General features: G+C 71.0%; 13 protein-coding genes. 9 read left to right on the forward strand and 4 right to left on the reverse strand.

Annotation, left to right across the window (positions count from 1 at the left end; all coding sequences use genetic code 11):
- Positions 1–177: 177 nt before the first annotated feature.
- Together xylA and ACFY1L_RS36515 are read left to right on the forward strand one after the other, a co-directional pair.
- Positions 178–1,344, forward strand: coding sequence for a xylose isomerase (xylA, locus tag ACFY1L_RS36510; protein WP_388834071.1), 1,167 nt, complete (start codon positions 178–180; stop codon positions 1,342–1,344).
- Between the two features lie 393 nt (positions 1,345–1,737).
- Entirely contained in the window at positions 1,738–1,995 is a 258-nt protein-coding gene (locus ACFY1L_RS36515; RefSeq protein WP_388834074.1) for a hypothetical protein, read from the forward strand.
- Positions 1,996–2,002: 7 nt separating this feature from the next.
- Here ACFY1L_RS36515 and ACFY1L_RS36520 read toward each other — a convergent pair whose 3' ends face one another.
- Positions 2,003–3,343 (reverse strand): esterase-like activity of phytase family protein, encoded by a 1,341-nt coding sequence (locus ACFY1L_RS36520; protein ID WP_388834077.1) that lies wholly within the window; start codon positions 3,341–3,343, stop codon positions 2,003–2,005.
- Positions 3,344–3,519: 176 nt separating this feature from the next.
- On the opposite strand from ACFY1L_RS36520, the gene ACFY1L_RS36525 reads away from it, so the two are divergent.
- Both ACFY1L_RS36525 and ACFY1L_RS36530 read left to right on the forward strand, forming a co-directional pair.
- Positions 3,520–4,152 (forward strand): class I SAM-dependent methyltransferase, encoded by a 633-nt coding sequence (locus tag ACFY1L_RS36525; protein ID WP_388834080.1) that lies wholly within the window; start codon positions 3,520–3,522, stop codon positions 4,150–4,152.
- A 247-nt stretch (positions 4,153–4,399) separates the two neighbouring features.
- Positions 4,400–5,602, forward strand: coding sequence for an IS110 family transposase (locus ACFY1L_RS36530; RefSeq protein WP_388834083.1), 1,203 nt, complete (start codon positions 4,400–4,402; stop codon positions 5,600–5,602).
- Here the strand turns inward: ACFY1L_RS36530 and ACFY1L_RS36535 are convergent.
- The gene (locus ACFY1L_RS36535; RefSeq protein WP_388834086.1) at positions 5,599–6,867 is read right to left on the reverse strand and encodes an SWF or SNF family helicase; all 1,269 of its coding nucleotides are present in this window, start codon (positions 6,865–6,867) and stop codon (positions 5,599–5,601) included. The two genes, ACFY1L_RS36530 and ACFY1L_RS36535, sit on opposite strands and share 4 nt — an antisense overlap.
- Positions 6,864–9,725 (reverse strand): SNF2-related protein, encoded by a 2,862-nt coding sequence (locus ACFY1L_RS36540; protein ID WP_388834089.1) that lies wholly within the window; start codon positions 9,723–9,725, stop codon positions 6,864–6,866. Before ACFY1L_RS36540 ends, ACFY1L_RS36535 begins: the two co-directional genes overlap by 4 nt.
- A 270-nt stretch (positions 9,726–9,995) precedes the next feature.
- On the opposite strand from ACFY1L_RS36540, the gene ACFY1L_RS36545 reads away from it, so the two are divergent.
- Both ACFY1L_RS36545 and ACFY1L_RS36550 read left to right on the forward strand, forming a co-directional pair.
- A complete protein-coding gene (locus tag ACFY1L_RS36545; protein ID WP_388834092.1) occupies positions 9,996–11,048 on the forward strand; it encodes a fatty acid desaturase family protein in 1,053 nt (350 codons plus the stop codon).
- 131 nt (positions 11,049–11,179) lie between these two features.
- Complete coding sequence (locus ACFY1L_RS36550) at positions 11,180–11,362, forward strand: hypothetical protein (RefSeq protein WP_388834094.1); 183 nt, start codon at positions 11,180–11,182, stop codon at positions 11,360–11,362.
- A gap of 4 nt (positions 11,363–11,366) precedes the next feature.
- Here the strand turns inward: ACFY1L_RS36550 and ACFY1L_RS36555 are convergent, their stop codons facing one another.
- Complete coding sequence (locus ACFY1L_RS36555) at positions 11,367–12,758, reverse strand: tannase/feruloyl esterase family alpha/beta hydrolase (RefSeq protein ID WP_388834097.1); 1,392 nt, start codon at positions 12,756–12,758, stop codon at positions 11,367–11,369.
- Between the two features lie 318 nt (positions 12,759–13,076).
- Here ACFY1L_RS36555 and ACFY1L_RS36560 point away from each other — a divergent pair, with 318 nt between their 5' ends.
- The 3 genes from ACFY1L_RS36560 to ACFY1L_RS36570 all read left to right on the forward strand — a co-directional run bounded on the left by ACFY1L_RS36560 (position 13,077) and on the right by ACFY1L_RS36570 (position 15,448).
- Positions 13,077–13,397, forward strand: coding sequence for a nuclear transport factor 2 family protein (locus tag ACFY1L_RS36560; protein WP_388834100.1), 321 nt, complete (start codon positions 13,077–13,079; stop codon positions 13,395–13,397).
- A 53-nt stretch (positions 13,398–13,450) separates the two neighbouring features.
- Entirely contained in the window at positions 13,451–14,308 is an 858-nt protein-coding gene (locus ACFY1L_RS36565; RefSeq protein WP_388834103.1) for a MerR family transcriptional regulator, read from the forward strand.
- A 315-nt stretch (positions 14,309–14,623) separates the two neighbouring features.
- A complete protein-coding gene (locus tag ACFY1L_RS36570; protein WP_388834106.1) occupies positions 14,624–15,448 on the forward strand; it encodes a class I SAM-dependent methyltransferase in 825 nt (274 codons plus the stop codon).
- Positions 15,449–15,613: the final 165 nt, after the last annotated feature.

The raw sequence follows: 15,613 nt of genomic DNA on the forward strand, positions 1-15,613 counted from the left end.
CTCTCCCTTTTTCCGCGGCTCTGCGGTGCTCTGACCTGCTACTTCGAGGGTGCCCGAGCCATGGCGACCCGGACCTCACCCCTTCGGGGACATCTTGTCCCTTCCCAGGGACGCGACCGCATACTAATTTGTAAACCGCCATGACGAAATAGTCGCAAGCAAGCAAGGAGCCGCGGCATGAGCTACCAGCCCACCCCCGAGGACAGGTTCACCTTCGGCCTGTGGACCGTCGGCTGGCAGGGAAGGGACCCGTTCGGCGACGCCACGCGGCGTGCCCTCGACCCCGTCGAGACGGTGCAGCGCCTGAGCGAGCTCGGCGCCTACGGGGTCACCTTCCACGACGACGACCTGATCCCCTTCGGGTCCTCCGACAGTGAGCGCGAGTCGCACATCAAGCGTTTCCGCCAGGCCCTCGACACGACCGGCATGACCGTGCCGATGGCCACCACCAACCTCTTCACGCACCCCGTCTTCAAGGACGGCGCGTTCACCGCCAACGACCGCGACGTGCGCCGCTACGCGCTGCGCAAGACGATCCGCAACGTCGACCTCGCGGTCGAACTCGGCGCCAAGACCTACGTCGCCTGGGGCGGCCGCGAGGGCGCCGAGTCCGGCGGCGCCAAGGACGTACGCGTCGCCCTCGACCGCATGAAGGAGGCCTTCGACCTCCTCGGCGAGTACGTCACCTCCCAGGGCTACGACCTGAAGTTCGCCATCGAGCCCAAGCCGAACGAGCCGCGCGGCGACATCCTGCTGCCCACCGTCGGCCACGCGCTCGCGTTCATCGAGCGCCTGGAGCGCCCGGAGCTGTACGGCGTCAACCCCGAGGTCGGCCACGAGCAGATGGCCGGGCTGAACTTCCCGCACGGCATCGCGCAGGCCCTGTGGGCGGGCAAGCTCTTCCACATCGACCTCAACGGCCAGTCCGGCATCAAGTACGACCAGGACCTGCGCTTCGGCGCCGGCGACCTGCGCGCCGCGTTCTGGCTGGTCGACCTCCTGGAGAGCGCCGGCTACGACGGTCCGCGCCACTTCGACTTCAAGCCGCCGCGGACCGAGGACCTCGACGGCGTGTGGGCGTCGGCCGCGGGCTGCATGCGCAACTACCTGATCCTCAAGGAGCGCGCGGCCGCCTTCCGCGCCGACCCGGAGGTGCAGGAGGCCCTGGCCGCCTCGCGCCTGGACCAGCTCGCCCAGCCGACCGCCGCCGACGGCCTTGAGGCCCTCCTTGCGGACCGCAGTGCCTTCGAGGAGTTCGACGTCGAGGCGGCCGGAGCGCGCGGCATGGCCTTCGAGCGGCTCGACCAGCTGGCCATGGACCACCTGCTGGGCGCTCGCGGCTGAACGGCACGCGCACGCGTACGTGCTTGAAGCGACGTACGCGTGCGTGCCTGAGCGATCCCCGCGCGGAATGCTCCGGAATCGTGCGGTCCATGGCTTGGAGCCGTATCAACTTCCGTGCGGGGGTCGCGCCGTGCCCGATGTGAGGCGACTCTGGACGGTATGGCCATGCCGCCCGTACCGCCTCAGCCGCCCGGGCCGCCGGGTGACACGCCGCCTCCGGGCGGCGGTTTCGGACCGCCCTCCGACGGTTTCGGCCCCGCCTACGGGGCGGGAGAGGGCTATGGACCCGGGGGAGGGTACGGCCCCCCTCCGGGAAGCAACGAGCCGCCTACATACGGCGGTTGGCAGCCGCCGCCGGAACCACCCAGGAGGCGACGGAGCCCACTCTTCCTCGTGCTCGTCGTGATCGCGGCGCTGGTGGCCGTCGGCGTCGTGGTGCTGATGGCCACCTCCGGGAACGACGACTCGCCCGACAAGAAGTCGCCGGGCGAGAGCAGTGCGAGCTCCAAACCCTCGCCTTCGCTGAGCATCCCGACCGAACTGCCGAGCAAACTGCCCAGCAGACTGCCGTCGAAGCTGCCCAGCGAGTTGCCGAGCGACATCCCGAGCGAGATCGAGTCGCTGATCCCGTCCGGCATAGAACTGCCGTGAGACGAGATCAGATCCCGTGCGGCAGCCGCACGTAGGTCACCGTTGTCTCGATGCCGCTGTCGACCAGCCGGCCCTGCGTGTCGAACGCGCCCGCGCCGTCGGTCATCCCGAAGTCGTTGTCATTGATGAGGGCGAGCGTGTCGTGGTCCACGCGCGCGACGCCCTCGATCTTCCCGGGCACCCCCGCGACCTTGCCCAGGTCGACGACCAGCTTCTTGCCGAGCACCGGGACACCCGAGGCCGCCGGGTCCTCGAGCTGCTCCAGGGACGGCGACGTCGTGTCGTCGTCATAGGCACCACCGAGCATGTTCGCGTCCCGGTCCAGCTTCACCAGCTGCAGCCGCGCGGCCTTGTCGGTGCGCTCCTCGACCAGCAGCCGGTTGCCGCCCACGGCGACCACCGAGGAGATCTTCAGCTCGGAGGTGTCGTCCTCGCTCGGGTCCACCACGTTCACCGGGTCGAAGCGGTACGCGTACTCGGCGGTGACCGCCTTCTTCTTCGGCGAGAAGCGCAGCAGACGCGTGGTGCGCGAGGCCTCACCCGCGGCCGTGTCCGGCAGGGACAGCGGGCTCTGCAGCGCCATCACCAGGTCGCCGCCGGGCAGTTGGGCGAGACCCTCGAAACCGCGGTTGATCTTCCGATGCAGCAGGACGGACGGCAGCGCCTCCACCACCGGGTAGTCCGCGCCGGTCAGGTTCAGCCCCTTGGGCACGTAGCGGGTGAGCACCTTCCCGCGCGCGGAGACGTGCACGAGCGAGGGCCCGTACTCGTCGACGAGCCAGAAACTCCCGTCGGCGGCCCGCACGATGCCCTCGGTGTCCAGCCCGTTCGCGTTGTACGACAGCGGGGTCTTCGCGTCGTAGGAGTACGGCGCCTCGTCACGCCCCGCCTGGTTCGACAGGCCGGTGACGGCCTTCCCGGAGGACGTGGTGATCGGAATCGCGTCCAGCACCTTCACGGTGTCGCCGGACACCCGGACCTTCACGATCGCCGGATCGAAGCCCGGCACCGGGAACGTACGGCGCTTCGTCCCGTCCACCTTGATCTGCCCGTTGGGCCCCCGGTCGGTGATGGTCCAGAACTCGCCCTTGCGGCCGGCCGAGTAGATGTCGCTGCCGATGCCGCCGAGGTCGATGCCCCGGTCGTTGTCCACGGTCCCCGGCAGCAGCCCGTTGCTGAACGTGCCGAGCGGGATGTCCCCGAGCGTCGCCGTCCGCACGACATGCGCGTCCTGCGACTGCGCACCCGCGGCCGGACCCGCCGCCACGAGGGCCGCGATCACGGCGAGCGGGGCTCCTGCTGCGACAGAACGTCGGACGCGGCGCCGACCGGTGGCGAGCGGGGACATCGGGCCTCCTGAGGGGCAAGTTCGTTGACAGCGGCCAGATTTGGGCCCTGCGGCGAACGCTCCACGACCGCCGGGTGAACACGGGGCGTCGTCTGTTCGAGCACACGGACTTGCGCGTCGACCGTGCCGGAAATCCGCTCGCGAAGACCGGCGGCCGCTGGCTACGTTCTCCGGGCGTGGACATCGAAGACCCCAAGGACGTCGTCCGGCGCGGGTACGACGCCGTCTCCCGGCTCTACGACGAGGCGTACGGCGCAGACACCAAGTACGCCTCCGTGCTGGGGGAGTTGTGCGGGCGGCTGCCGCCCGGGGCCGCGGTGCTGGACGTCGGATGCGGCAGCGGCGTGCCGGTCGCGCGAACCCTCGCGGCCGCCGGCCACCGGGTCACCGGCGTCGACATCAGCGAGGTGCAGATCCGCAGGGCTCGGGAGCGGGTGCCGCAGGCGGAGTTCATCCGCGCCGACGTCACTGCCCTCGCCTTCGCCGCCGCCTCCTTCGACGCGGTCGTCTCCTTCTACGCCCTCATCCACATTCCGCTGGCCGAGCAGCCGCCCTTGCTGCGCAGGATCGCCGGATGGCTGCGGCCGGGCGGCTCGTTCGTGGCCACCACCGGACACGGCGCGTGGACCGGAAGCGAGGACGACTGGCTCGGCGGCGGGGCCCCGATGTGGTGGAGCCACGCCGACGCCGCCACCAACCGCGCCTGGATCACCGAGGCCGGACTGACGGTGGAACGTGAGGACTACCTGCCGGAAGGAGCCGGTGGACACGCCCTGTTCTGGGCCCGGCGCCCATCGGAGCCGACGTGATCCGCCCGGCTCAGTCGTCCCTACCTTGTTGATCGGGATGAGCGAGCCATTCGTAGGGTTGGTTCACCCAGGGGCGCTGGGTGTGGCTTTCAGTCGTCTGCCGTGGTTGTGGCTTCCGTGGATTGGCCGCCCGGCGCCCCACGACGACTCGGCTGCTCATTAGGAATTGCGGCACTGATCGCTCAGTAGGGACTCGACAGCGAGGTCGTCCGTGGTATCTGTACGAACACGACCTGCGGAGAAGCACGTGACAGCGATCTGGGCCGGTATCGACGCCGGGAAGACCCATCATCACTGCGTGGTGATCGACGACACCGGCAAGCGGCTGCTGTCCCGACGCGTCGCCAATGACGAGACCGAACTGCTCAAGCTCCTGGGCGACGTGCTCGACCTGGGCGACGACGCCGTGTGGGGCATTGACCTGGCGGACGGCGGGGCCGCCTTGGTCATTGCGGTGCTGCTCAATCACGGCCAGCAGCTCCTCCACATCCCCGGGCGGACGGTCAACAGGGCCTCCGAGGGCTACCGGGGCGACGGCAAGACCGACGCCAAGGACGCGGCGGTCATCGCTGACCAGGCGCGTATCCGACGGGATCTCACCCCGTTGCGGCCCGGCGACGAGCTGGTGTCCGAGCTGAAGGTCCTCACCCGCCACCGCCGTGACCTCAGCGACGACCGCACCCGGACCATCAACCGGCTCCGCGGCCACCTCACCGAGATCTTTCCCGGCCTGGAACGCGAACTCGACCCGGGCAACGTCGGCCCCCTGGTACTCCTGACCGGGTACCAGACCCCGGCCGCCATCCGCCGGGCCGGCCGGCGGCGTCTGGCCACCTGGCTGCGCAACCGGAAGGTCCGCAGCGCCGACGAACTGGCCGCCAGGGCCGTCCAGGCCGCCGAAGCCCAGCACACATCCGTCCCCGGCGAGGACATGACCGCCCACGTGGTGCACTCCCTGGCCAGGGAGGTGATGGCCCTCAACGAGAAGATCGCCGAGACCGACAAGCTCATCGAGGGCCGGTTTCGCCGACACCGCAACTCCGAGGTGATCGCGAGCATGCCTGGCATCGGTTCTCTGCTGGGCGCCGAGTTCCTGGCCGCCACAGGCGGCGACATGGACGCCTTCGCCAGCGCGGACCGGCTGGCCGCCTTCGCCGGCGTCTCCCCGACGCCGCGTGACTCCGGGAAGATCAGCGGCAACCTGCACCGCCCCACGCGCTACAGTCGACGCCTCCAACGCGTCTTCTACACCTCCGCGTTGATTAGCATCCGCTGCTGCGACGAATCCCGCCGCTTCTACGACCGCAAGCGCGCCGAAGGCAAACGACACAGCCAGGCCGTCATGGCGCTCGCCCGACGCCGAGTCAACGTCCTGTGGGCCCTCCTTCGTGACGGACGGTGTTACAACCCCATACCGCCCGTCACTCCGGCCACTCGACAACTCCATTAGGAATCCTCGTCTCCAGCCTCCGTCTCCAACGAGGCCAGAGCCGTCGCCGGGTCCGGGGACGGGCCTGCGGCGGGCACCCAGCGCCCCCGCTCCTTCCGATACGGCCACCAGCGACCGTCACGCGCCAGGCGCAGCTGGGCGGGTGCGCCGACGACCGTCCACCGGTTGCCCCTGGCCCGCAGCGGCGGCTGTTCGTCCTCGTCCCAGGCCGACTCCAGAGCGGCACGCGCGCGTGCGAGCGTTTCGCCCGAGACAGACCACTCCTCCTCCAGCACGGACAGTGCGGCCACGCCCCCGAGGTGCCACGCGCGCGTGGCCCGCGCCAGCCCCTCCCGGTCCCGTCCCGAACCGTCGGCCAGCCGATCCTCGACAGCCCTCTCGGGCATGCCCGCGGCGAGTCGGACCGCGTCCTGAGAGAGCGTCAACTCCGGTTCAAGAGCTTGCTGTTCCACATCGGGACGGAGAGCGCGGGCGAGCAGACCGTGTGCTTCTGCGGCCGTCTGCGCGGCCAGATACCGGACGGCGACCGGATCGACGCCCGGCGCGGGCGGGGCCTCGGTGTCCAGGGACGGCGGCACACCGGGTGACGTGGGCAGCTCGAGTAGGGCAGGCAGCGGCGGCAGGATGTCGCCGGCCGCGTACGCCTCGGCGGCATCCACCCCTTCCGGCTCGGCATGTTCCTCGGCGGGCGCGGCGGTGCGGGCCTGGAGGTCGTCCAGCAGGGCGCGTTCGCCCCGTCCGCGCATCAGCAGCAGGACGAAGGGATCCTGGTCCAGCAGCCTCGCCACCTGGTAGCACAGGGCCGCCGTGTGCCCGCAGTGGTCCCAGGCGCCGCAGTCGCACTCCGGCTCCAGATCGCCCATGCCCGGCAGCAGTTCGATGCCTGTGGCCGCCGCGTCCTCGACGAGATGCGGCGGCATGTCGCGGTCCAGCAGCGCCGCGACATGCCCGGCCCGCTCGACCGCCATGTCCAGGAAGCGGTTCCACTCTTCGTCGCCCAGCCCCTCCAGCAGGACGTCGGCCCGGTGTGCCGTGCGGTCACGGCTCTGGACCACGGCCGTGATGCGTCCGGGGCGCACGGTCACCGCGCCGACCGCTCCAGCGCGTGCGAGCCTGCGGCCCGCCTTGAGCTGCTTCGAGTCCAGCGCCGTGTCCTCCAGCGCCTTCAACCAGGCCTGCCCCCACCACGTTTGCGCGAAGCCCTGCCCGCGCGCGGGCGGCATGGCGGCGAACGTGCGCTCCGTGTCCGCGTCGTGCCGGTTCATCGTGTGCCCCCTCGAAGTTCCACCAGATCGGCCAGCTCCGCGTCCGTCAGCTCCGTCAGTGCTCCCTCGCCGGAGCCCAGAACCGCGTCGGCCAGCTCTCTCTTGCGGTCGAGCAGGGCGGCGATGCGGTCCTCGACGGTGCCTTCGGCGATCAGCCGGTGCACCTGCACGGGCCGGGTCTGGCCGATGCGGTACGCGCGGTCGGTGGCCTGCGCCTCGACGGCGGGGTTCCACCAGCGGTCGTAGTGCACGACGTGCTCTGCCCGGGTGAGGTTCAGACCCGTGCCCGCGGCCTTCAACGACAGGAGGAAGACGGGGACCTCACCGTCCTGGAAGCGCCCCACCATCGCCTCGCGCTCGGCGACGGGCGTCCCGCCGTGCAGGAACTGAGAGTTGACGCCACGCGCCGCCAGGTGCCGTTCGACGAGCCGAGCCATGCGCACGTACTGGGTGAAGACCAGAACGCTCGCCCCCTCGGAGAGGATGGTGTCGAGCAGCTCGTCCAGCAGCTCCAGTTTCCCGGAGCGGCCGGCGATCGTCGGCCGCTCCTCCTTGAGGTACTGCGCCGGGTGGTTGCAGATCTGCTTCAGCCCGGTCAGCAGCTTCACGATCAGCCCGCGCCGCGCCATGTTGTCGGCGCCCGAGATCTCCGGGAGCGTCTCGCGCACCACCGCCTCGTACAGGGCCGCCTGCTCCCTGGTCAGCGACACCGCACGGTCGGTCTCCGTCTTCGGCGGCAGTTCCGGCGCGATCCCCGGGTCCGACTTGCGGCGACGCAGCAGGAACGGCCGTACCAGCCGCGCGAGTCGCTCTGCCGCGGCCGGATCCTGACCGCTCTCGACGGCGCGCGCGTACCGGGTCCGGAAGGTGCCGAGCCGGCCAAGCAGCCCCGGGGTCGTCCAGTCGAGGATCGCCCACAGCTCCGACAGGTTGTTCTCCACCGGGGTCCCGGTGAGCGCCACGCGTGCGCGTGCGCCGATGGAACGAAGCTGACGCGCGGTCGCCGAGTACGAGTTCTTCACGTGCTGCGCCTCGTCAGCCACGACCATGCCCCACTGCGCCTCGGCCAGCCGTTGCGCGTCGAGGCGCATCGTCCCGTACGTGGTGAGCACGAACTCCCCGTCGGTCAGGGCCTCCAGGCTGCGCCGGGCCCCGTGGAAGCGGCGCACGGGCGTGCCCGGAGCGAACCGCTCGATCTCGCGCTGCCAGTTGCCCATCAGGGACGTCGGGCAGACCACAAGGGTGGGACCGGCCGTCGAGGTGTCGCTCTGCCGGTGCAGATGCAGCGCGATCAGCGTGATCGTCTTGCCGAGTCCCATGTCGTCGGCAAGACAGCAGCCCAGGCCCAGCGACGTCATCCGGGCCAGCCAACTCAGGCCACGCCGCTGGTAGTCGCGCAGCGTGGCAGCGAGCGCGGCGGGCTGGCCGACCGGCTCCTGCGCCTCGGGCTCCGCGAGCCGCTCCCGCAGGGCCGCCAGCCATCCCGTGGGGTCCACGTCGACCCGGCGGCCGTCGACCTCCGTGGAGCCCGTCAGAGCGGCACCCAGCGCGTCGATGGGCGTGACCTTGCGGTCCTGCTGGGCGCGGGCGCGGCGCACCTCCTGGGGATCGACCAGCACCCACTGGTCGCGCAACCGCACGACGGGGCGGTCGGCCTCGGCAAGCCGGTCGAGTTCCTCGCGCGTGAGCCGCTGATCGCCCAGTGCGAACCGCCAGTTGAACGCGAGCAGCGCGTCGGCGGACAGGAACGACGGCGCGCCCGACGAGAGCGGGCCGGCCTCCTGCGCGTCGTCCGGTGGGCCGATCACCGCGCGGGCGGTCAGCTTCCGGGCGAGTTCCCTGGGCCAGTGCACGTCGACCCCGGCGACGGAGAGGGCTCGGGCTCCCTCTCCGAGGAGTTCGGTGATCTCCTCGTCGGCGAGTTCGACGACGTCCGGCACACTTGCCGACAGCAGGGGCGTCAGCGGCGGCCACGCCCGGGCCGCACGGCGCAGCGCGAGCAGGGCGTCCATCCGCGCGCGCGGACCGAAGCGCCGGGCGCCTGCGGCCTCGGCCCAGATGGTGGCGGCGTCCGCCACGAGCGCCGGATCGCTCACCGCGTGCACCTGCAGCACGGCCCGGAACGACACCGCGGCGTCGTCCTGCGTCAGGTCGGCGAGGCCGGGCGCCTCGATCCGCAGCGAGAGCCGTACGCCCGCGTCGTGGCCCGCGGCGACATCGGCCGCCCACGCACGCTGCTCGGGCAGATACTGCGGCTCGCGCGCCGCGTAGGCGGGCCCGCCCGTCACGAGAGAGGCCGCGGGAGAGCGGGGCAGGGCGTCGGCGACCGAGTCCAGGAAGGCCCGCAGCAGCCGCTCCTGGTCGGGCAGCCGCAGCGGCTCTACGCCCGCCACCGGCACGGCGTGCGCCTCGGGCGGCATCGCTGCGGCCAGTCGGCGCACGCGGTCGATGTCCTCCGGGGCCAAGGGGCCGACGCGCCAGGCGTCGTGGTCGCCGGGGGACAGGCCGGGCAGCAGCAGCCCGCGCGCCACCAGCTGCAGTGCCAGCACTGCGGCCGTACCCCAGAAGACCGCCCCTCGGTGCGCGTACGCATCGGCACGCGCACGCGTGAGGGCCGGCAACGCCGCTCGCACCGGCAGCAGCACGGCGGACACTTCGACGAGCTCGACACCCTCGGCGCCGGGCAGGACGACGGCCAGGTCCTCGACGGACCCGGCCGCGACGCTCGCAGGAGCGCCGCCATCGGGCCGCCAGAAAGCGACCCGACCGGTGCGGGGCGGGTCACCGGGCACGAAAACGGCGCAGCAGCGGGTCAGTTCGGAGATCTCGGACGGTGTTGCCGCGGGGATCCTCTGCACAGCGAAGCCGCATTCCTCAAATTTGACTACTGGGGTTGGGGTCGCCGAGGGTACAGCAAGCCGACGGGCTGCGCGGACTCCCCGAAGGCGCGGACTGCCCGAGCCACCCGGAACGGCCGGATCGTCTCGCTCCGGGGTGTCGTCAACCCCCCTGCTCGCCACGGGCTGACCCCCGCCCGTACTCGGGGGGTGGCGTCATGGTCGCCGCGGGTCATTGGTTCGTACGTTTTCTCAGGTCAGCCCGTTGCCCGAGAGAGCCGGAGACCGGACATGCCCGAGGCCACCACAGCCGTCGCCGAACCCTTCCCGGCAGCGCGCGACACACCACCCGCCGGAAGCGAGTTCGCGCCTCTCCTGCGTACGGTCAGGGGTCAGGGCCTCCTGGAACGCCGCACCTGGTACGGGCTCGGCATCGCCACCAACGCCCTCGCCCTGGCCGGCATCGTCACGGGCGTCATCCTCACCGGCAACACCTGGTGGTCATTGCTCCTGGCCCCGCTGCTCGCCGTGTTCTGCGCCCGCACGGCCTTCATAGGCCACGACGCGGGCCATTCCCAGATCACCGGAGACAGGACGGCCGCCCGCGTCATCGGCCTGATCCACGGCAACCTGCTGCTGGGCATGAGCTACGCCTGGTGGAACGACAAGCACAATCGCCACCACGCCAACCCCAACCACATCGACAAGGACCCGGACGTCGTCGCCGACGTCCTCGTCTTCACCGGTGAACAGGCCAGGGAACGGTCGGGCTTCCGGCGCTGGCTGACCCGCAACCAGGCCTGGCTCTTCTTCCCGCTCACCCTCCTCGAAGGCGTCGCCCTGAAGGTCCACGGCTTCCGGGACCTGCGTCGCCAACCGCCCCGGGAGCGTGCCGTGGAGGGCCTGCTCCTCGTGACCCATGTCGTCGCCTACGCGACGTTGCTGCTCACCTCGCTGTCCCCGGGCAAGGCGCTCGCGTTCGCCGCCATCCACCAGGCCCTCTTCGGACTGCACCTGGGAATGGCCTTCGCCCCCAACCACAAGGGCATGGAGATGCCCGATCCGAACGGGGAACGGTGGGGCCATCTGCGCCGGCAGGTGCTCACCTCGCGCAACATCCGCGGCGGCGCCCTGACGGACTGGTTCCTCGGCGGTCTCAACTACCAGATCGAGCACCACCTCTTCCCCAGCATGCCCCGCCCCCATCTGCGGCTCGCCCAGCCCCTGGTGCGCGCCCACTGCCGGGAGTTGGGTATTCCCTATGCGGAGACCGGGCTCGTCGACTCCTATCGACAGGCCCTGAGCCATCTGCACAGGGTGGGAGAGCCCCTCAGGGCGCAATGACGAGGGAGACTTCTCAGGGACGAGTCGGGGTCGCACCTCAGGGACGTCTCAGGGTCGCGGTTCGGAACTGCGGGAAACGCGGGACCGTTTTCAGGACAGAGAGCGGCAGTGGCCGCGAAGGAGGCGACGGAATGTCGAAGAACGCGAAGATCGCCGCAGGAGGTGTGGCGGCCGGGATCATCCTGCTGATCTGGCTGCCCTGGTGGGCGTCTCTCCTGATAGTCCTGGGAGTGCCGGCCGCCGCCTACCTCACGCTGGACCCCTCGCAGCGGCGCAGGCTGCGCCGCGTCACCCGCAAGGAGCTCGGTCGCTGAGGCACTACCGCACGGGATCGGCCGGGTCGGCCAGCGCGCAGGAGTCGACCACCTTGCCGTCCGCGGGCCGTGCGACGGTGTGGTCCGCGGGCGGCCGGGCGCCCTGCTCCACCCAGGAGACGAGCGCGTCGAACGCCGAGCGGTAGCAGGGCAGGATCGGCCGCAGCCGGTCCGGGTAGGTGTCGTACAGCCCGTCGACGTGCGTGCCGCCCTGGATCGTGTAGTAGCGGTGCAGACGGCCCCGTCCGCTCGCATCGACCATGCGCGCGTACACGTCCGAGTCGGCGGCCTTGGGCAGCAGCGCGTCCAGGTCGCCGTGCAGCGTGATCAGCGGTCTGCCGATGCGCCCGGTGAGCGACACCCTGGCCACGGCGCGATGGACGGACGCGGGACGCGAGGCGTAGTCGTACGCCGCGTCGGAGGCACAGGGCGCAAGGATCTGGTCCGCGGTGCTGCCCACGGTCGGGCCGGGACAGCCGGGGTCGTAGGAAGGGTCGAACTCGGCGCGGTAGATCTTCTGCGTGACACCCCAGTAGGCCTTCTCGTGGTACGGCCACAGGAACTCCGACCCCCGCGCGAAGCCCACCGCGTACATGTCCTCGTCCCCTGCCGAGCCCAGCATCCGTGCCACCGCGGTGGGCAGGGAGGTGAGCAGGTTGGGGCCGTTCGCGGTCCACAGCGCGCCCTCCCAGTCCACGCCGCCGTCGTACAGCTCCGGGTGGTTCTCCAGCTGCCAGCGGGTGAGATAGCCGCCGTTGGAGATGCCGGTCATGTACGTCCGGCGTGGGGTGTGCCCGTAGCGCTGGGCCACCGCACGTCTGGCCGCCAGGGTCAGCTGAGTGGTCCGTGCGTTCCACTCGGCGACCGCGTCACCGGGGCGGGTTCCGTCGCGGTAGAAGTCGGCACCGCTGTTGCCCTTGTCGGTCGCCGCGTAGGCGTAGCCCTCGGCCAGGACCTGGTCGGAGATCGCCGTGTCCGTGGCGTACTGCTTACGGGTTCCGGGCGCGCCGGTGACCACCAGGCCGCCGTTCCAGTGGTCGGGCAGCCGGATCACGAACTGCGCGTCGTGCCGCCAGCCGTGCGTGGTGTTGAAGTGCGAGGAGTCCGGGAAGTAGCCGTCGATCTGCACCCCGGGCACCCCGGACGGCGTGCGGGTGCCCCTTGCCGTCAGCCCCGCCTGGTCGGCCATGTCGGTGTACGGCGTCCCGGCGAGCCCGGTCGTGGTCAGGTCGGGCAGACAGGCGCTCTGCTGGAAGGCCGCGCCCGGCACATGGACCCGCGCCTGGCGAGTGCAGTGATCCTCGCCGACTACCGTGGCCCCGGCGGGAGTCGGCCAGGTCAGAGCCGCCGCCACCAGCGTGACGGCAGCGAGCGGAACACCGCGGGACGGACGCATGACGGCCTCCAGGGCAGGACGAGGGGGGCGCCCGCGGAAGGACCGAGCGCCGACGGCTGCCTCATGGTGCGGGCCCGCCCGCACGGCATCCATGGGTCCGGCGCACATGGAATGAGGGCAGCGAATGGGTGCTCAGAACAGGAGGTCCTCGGTCAGCTGTGTGGGGCGGCAGATGGACAGCACGGCTTGAGTCTCTCCCTGCGGGAGGGTCCAGGGTCGTGGCCGAGAGCGCCCTGGCTGCTTACGGCAAGGAGCTCGCGAACGAGCGAGGGCGGAGGCGGCCGAGGTCATCGCCTTCCCACACCACAGGAGCAAACCATGCAGGAGATCAAGGAATTCGCCGAGGAGTACTTCGCTGCGGCGGTCGACCCCGACCGCGAGCGCTACTTCGCACTCTTCGGCGACGCCGTCGTCGTACACGACGACGGCCGCAGCTACCACGGGCTCAAGGCGGTGCGCCGCTGGCGCAACGAGGTCCCTTCCGTGCGCTACGACCTGCGCGAGGTCACCGGTACGGCCACGGCGGGTCAAGCCGTGGCGGAGGTCTCCGGCGACTTCCCCGGCAGCCCGGTCACCCTCCGCTTCACCTTCGAACGCGACGTACGGGGGAAGATCACCCTGCTGGACATCACACCCTGAAACCGGGTCCTTGACCGGTCCGGGCCTGCGTCGAGGAGGACGAGGAGGACATCGTGGCTGACCGACTCACGATCGGGGAGTTCTCCCGGATCACGCACCTGAGCATCCGCATGCTGCGCCGCTACCACGAGCAGGATCTTCTCGTCCCCGTAGAGGTCGACCCGGCCACGGGCTACCGCTACTACGCACCCGCGCAGGTCCGGCCCGCGCTGACCATCAGGCGGTTCCGCGAACTCGACCTACCACTGGCGGATCTCCGGCGCTTTCTCGAGGCCGAGTCCGCCGGCAAGGGCGAGGCGGGCCATGACGCGGCACAACAGGTCGTCGCCGCCCACCTCCGCCGGCTCGAAGACCGGCTCGGCCGCACCCAGCGTGCGGTTCAGGTGCTCCGGGAACTCCTCGACCCAGAGGCCGAACGGACGGTGAGCCTCGAGGTCCTTTCCCCGCAACGCGTCCTCGCCGTGTCCCTCGACGTCCCGCCCGGAGCCGACCTGAGCTGGTACGACGACGCGATGCGCGCCCTGGACGCAGCAGCCGGCCATCGTCCGGTGCTCCCGCCGGGCGGCCGGTACGAACACCGGCTTTTCACCGAGGGCCACGGTCGTGCCACCGTCTACCTCCCGGCCGAGGCGTCGCTGCCACCGGGAGCACCGGCCATCGTGAGGGAGCTCCAGCTGCCCCGGCGAACCGCCGTCGTTGCCACCCATTCCGGTCCGCACGACGATCTCGACCTCACCTATGGTGCAGTGGGTTCCTTCGCCGCCCAGAACGGTCTGCGTTCCCATGACCTCGTCGAGGAGGTCTACCTCGTGGGGCCGCGCGACACCGACCAGCCCGATCGCTGGCGCACTCTCGTTGCATGGCTGCTTGCCTCCGACACGGGTCCGTATCCCGTCGACACGCACGTCTGAAGGCATGTCCTTCTACGGTCGCAACCGCGATGCCCGGCGCCCGCGCAGTACCAAGGCCTCCCGCTGCGTCCGGCCGCGTTTCGTGTGCGCCCTTGGGCCGATTGGCTCAGGAACGGGGCGCCTGGACCGTGCGGGTGGCCGCCGGCCGATGGAGGATCGGTGGGGCGACGGCCTCGGGACGGGCCGCCCGGCACCCCCCACCGTGTGAAGAGGTCTGGCCATGAAACTGCTCGACGACCCGCTGTTCCGCGCTCTCGCCGACCGGGTACCGGAGGTGTTGAAAGACAACGTCCTCGGCGTCGTGGCGAGTGCGACGTGAGTGCCGCTCCGCGCGGGGACGCGCCGGGCGGCGGCAGATACGGCGAGACCGTGTTCCCTCCCGGACAGGCGGGCGAGGGCGAGCGCATCGACTTCGGCGCCCTCGCCTACGACGACATCACCATGGCACGGCTGCGGGCACTCGGAGTCGGGCCGGGGTGGCGGTGCCTCGACGTGGGTGCCGGCACGGGCACCGTCTCCCGTCGGCTGCTGGACGAGGCCGGGGTGGCGAGCGTGCTCGCCGTCGACCGCGACGTACGTTTCCTCGACGCGCGGCCCGTCCCGGGGCTCGACGTGCTGGAAGCCGACATCACCGCCCCGGGCTCCGTCCCCGGCCGGTTTCGGCTCGTTCACGCGCGCTTCGTGCTGATGCACCTGCCGGAGCGCGACCGCCTGATCGCGCAACTTGCCGAACTCGTCGCGCCCGGCGGTGTGCTGGTGCTCAGCGACGCGGTCGACCTGACGAGTGAGCGGACGCCCGGCACGCCGTACAGCGTGGTGATGCGGGCCATGTGGCAGGGACTGCGGGACACCATCGGCACCGATGTCTCCTGGGTGCCCTTGTACCCGCAACTGCTGCGTGGGGCGGGACTCGAGTCCGTCGCTGCCGAGATCCATGTGCCGCCGCTGCTGCCGGGCAGTCCCATCAGCCGCTTCTGGGCGGACACGTGGGAGCGGAGCAGAGCGGCGATGCTCGCCACCGGCCTGGTCGACGACGCGGCCGTCGACACGGCGGTCCGGTACCTGGACTCCGACGAATGCGCCGCCCTGTCGGCCGGCATGCTCACCGCCTGGGGACGGAAGCGTGCGGCGGGCCGATGAGGCTGCATGAGCAGTCACCCTCCGGAGTTCATCCCGCCACGGTGACGTCGGGCAGGACGTCGGCCCGTTCTTCAGCGCCTGTTTCGCATTTCGTGGGCCTGGCCGCCGACCTCGACGGCCACCGTGCAGGCGGCGGTCTCCTGAACGGCCCGGCCTGCGCCGCTG

Source organism: Streptomyces sp. NPDC001663 (assembly GCF_042893105.1).
GTDB lineage: Bacteria > Actinomycetota > Actinomycetes > Streptomycetales > Streptomycetaceae > Streptomyces.

Excerpts from the sequence above, each read along its gene's own strand:
- ACFY1L_RS36560 (WP_388834100.1), top strand. The coding sequence starts at position 13,077 with ATGCAGGAGATCAAGGAATTCGCCGAGGAGTACTTCGCTGCGGCGGTC.
- ACFY1L_RS36550 (WP_388834094.1), top strand. The coding sequence starts at position 11,180 with ATGTCGAAGAACGCGAAGATCGCCGCAGGAGGTGTGGCGGCCGGGATC.
- xylA (WP_388834071.1), top strand. The coding sequence starts at position 178 with ATGAGCTACCAGCCCACCCCCGAGGACAGGTTCACCTTCGGCCTGTGG.
- ACFY1L_RS36555 (WP_388834097.1), bottom strand. The coding sequence starts at position 12,758 with ATGCGTCCGTCCCGCGGTGTTCCGCTCGCTGCCGTCACGCTGGTGGCG.
- ACFY1L_RS36520 (WP_388834077.1), bottom strand. The coding sequence starts at position 3,343 with ATGTCCCCGCTCGCCACCGGTCGGCGCCGCGTCCGACGTTCTGTCGCA.
- ACFY1L_RS36535 (WP_388834086.1), bottom strand. The coding sequence starts at position 6,867 with ATGAACCGGCACGACGCGGACACGGAGCGCACGTTCGCCGCCATGCCG.
- ACFY1L_RS36545 (WP_388834092.1), top strand. The coding sequence starts at position 9,996 with ATGCCCGAGGCCACCACAGCCGTCGCCGAACCCTTCCCGGCAGCGCGC.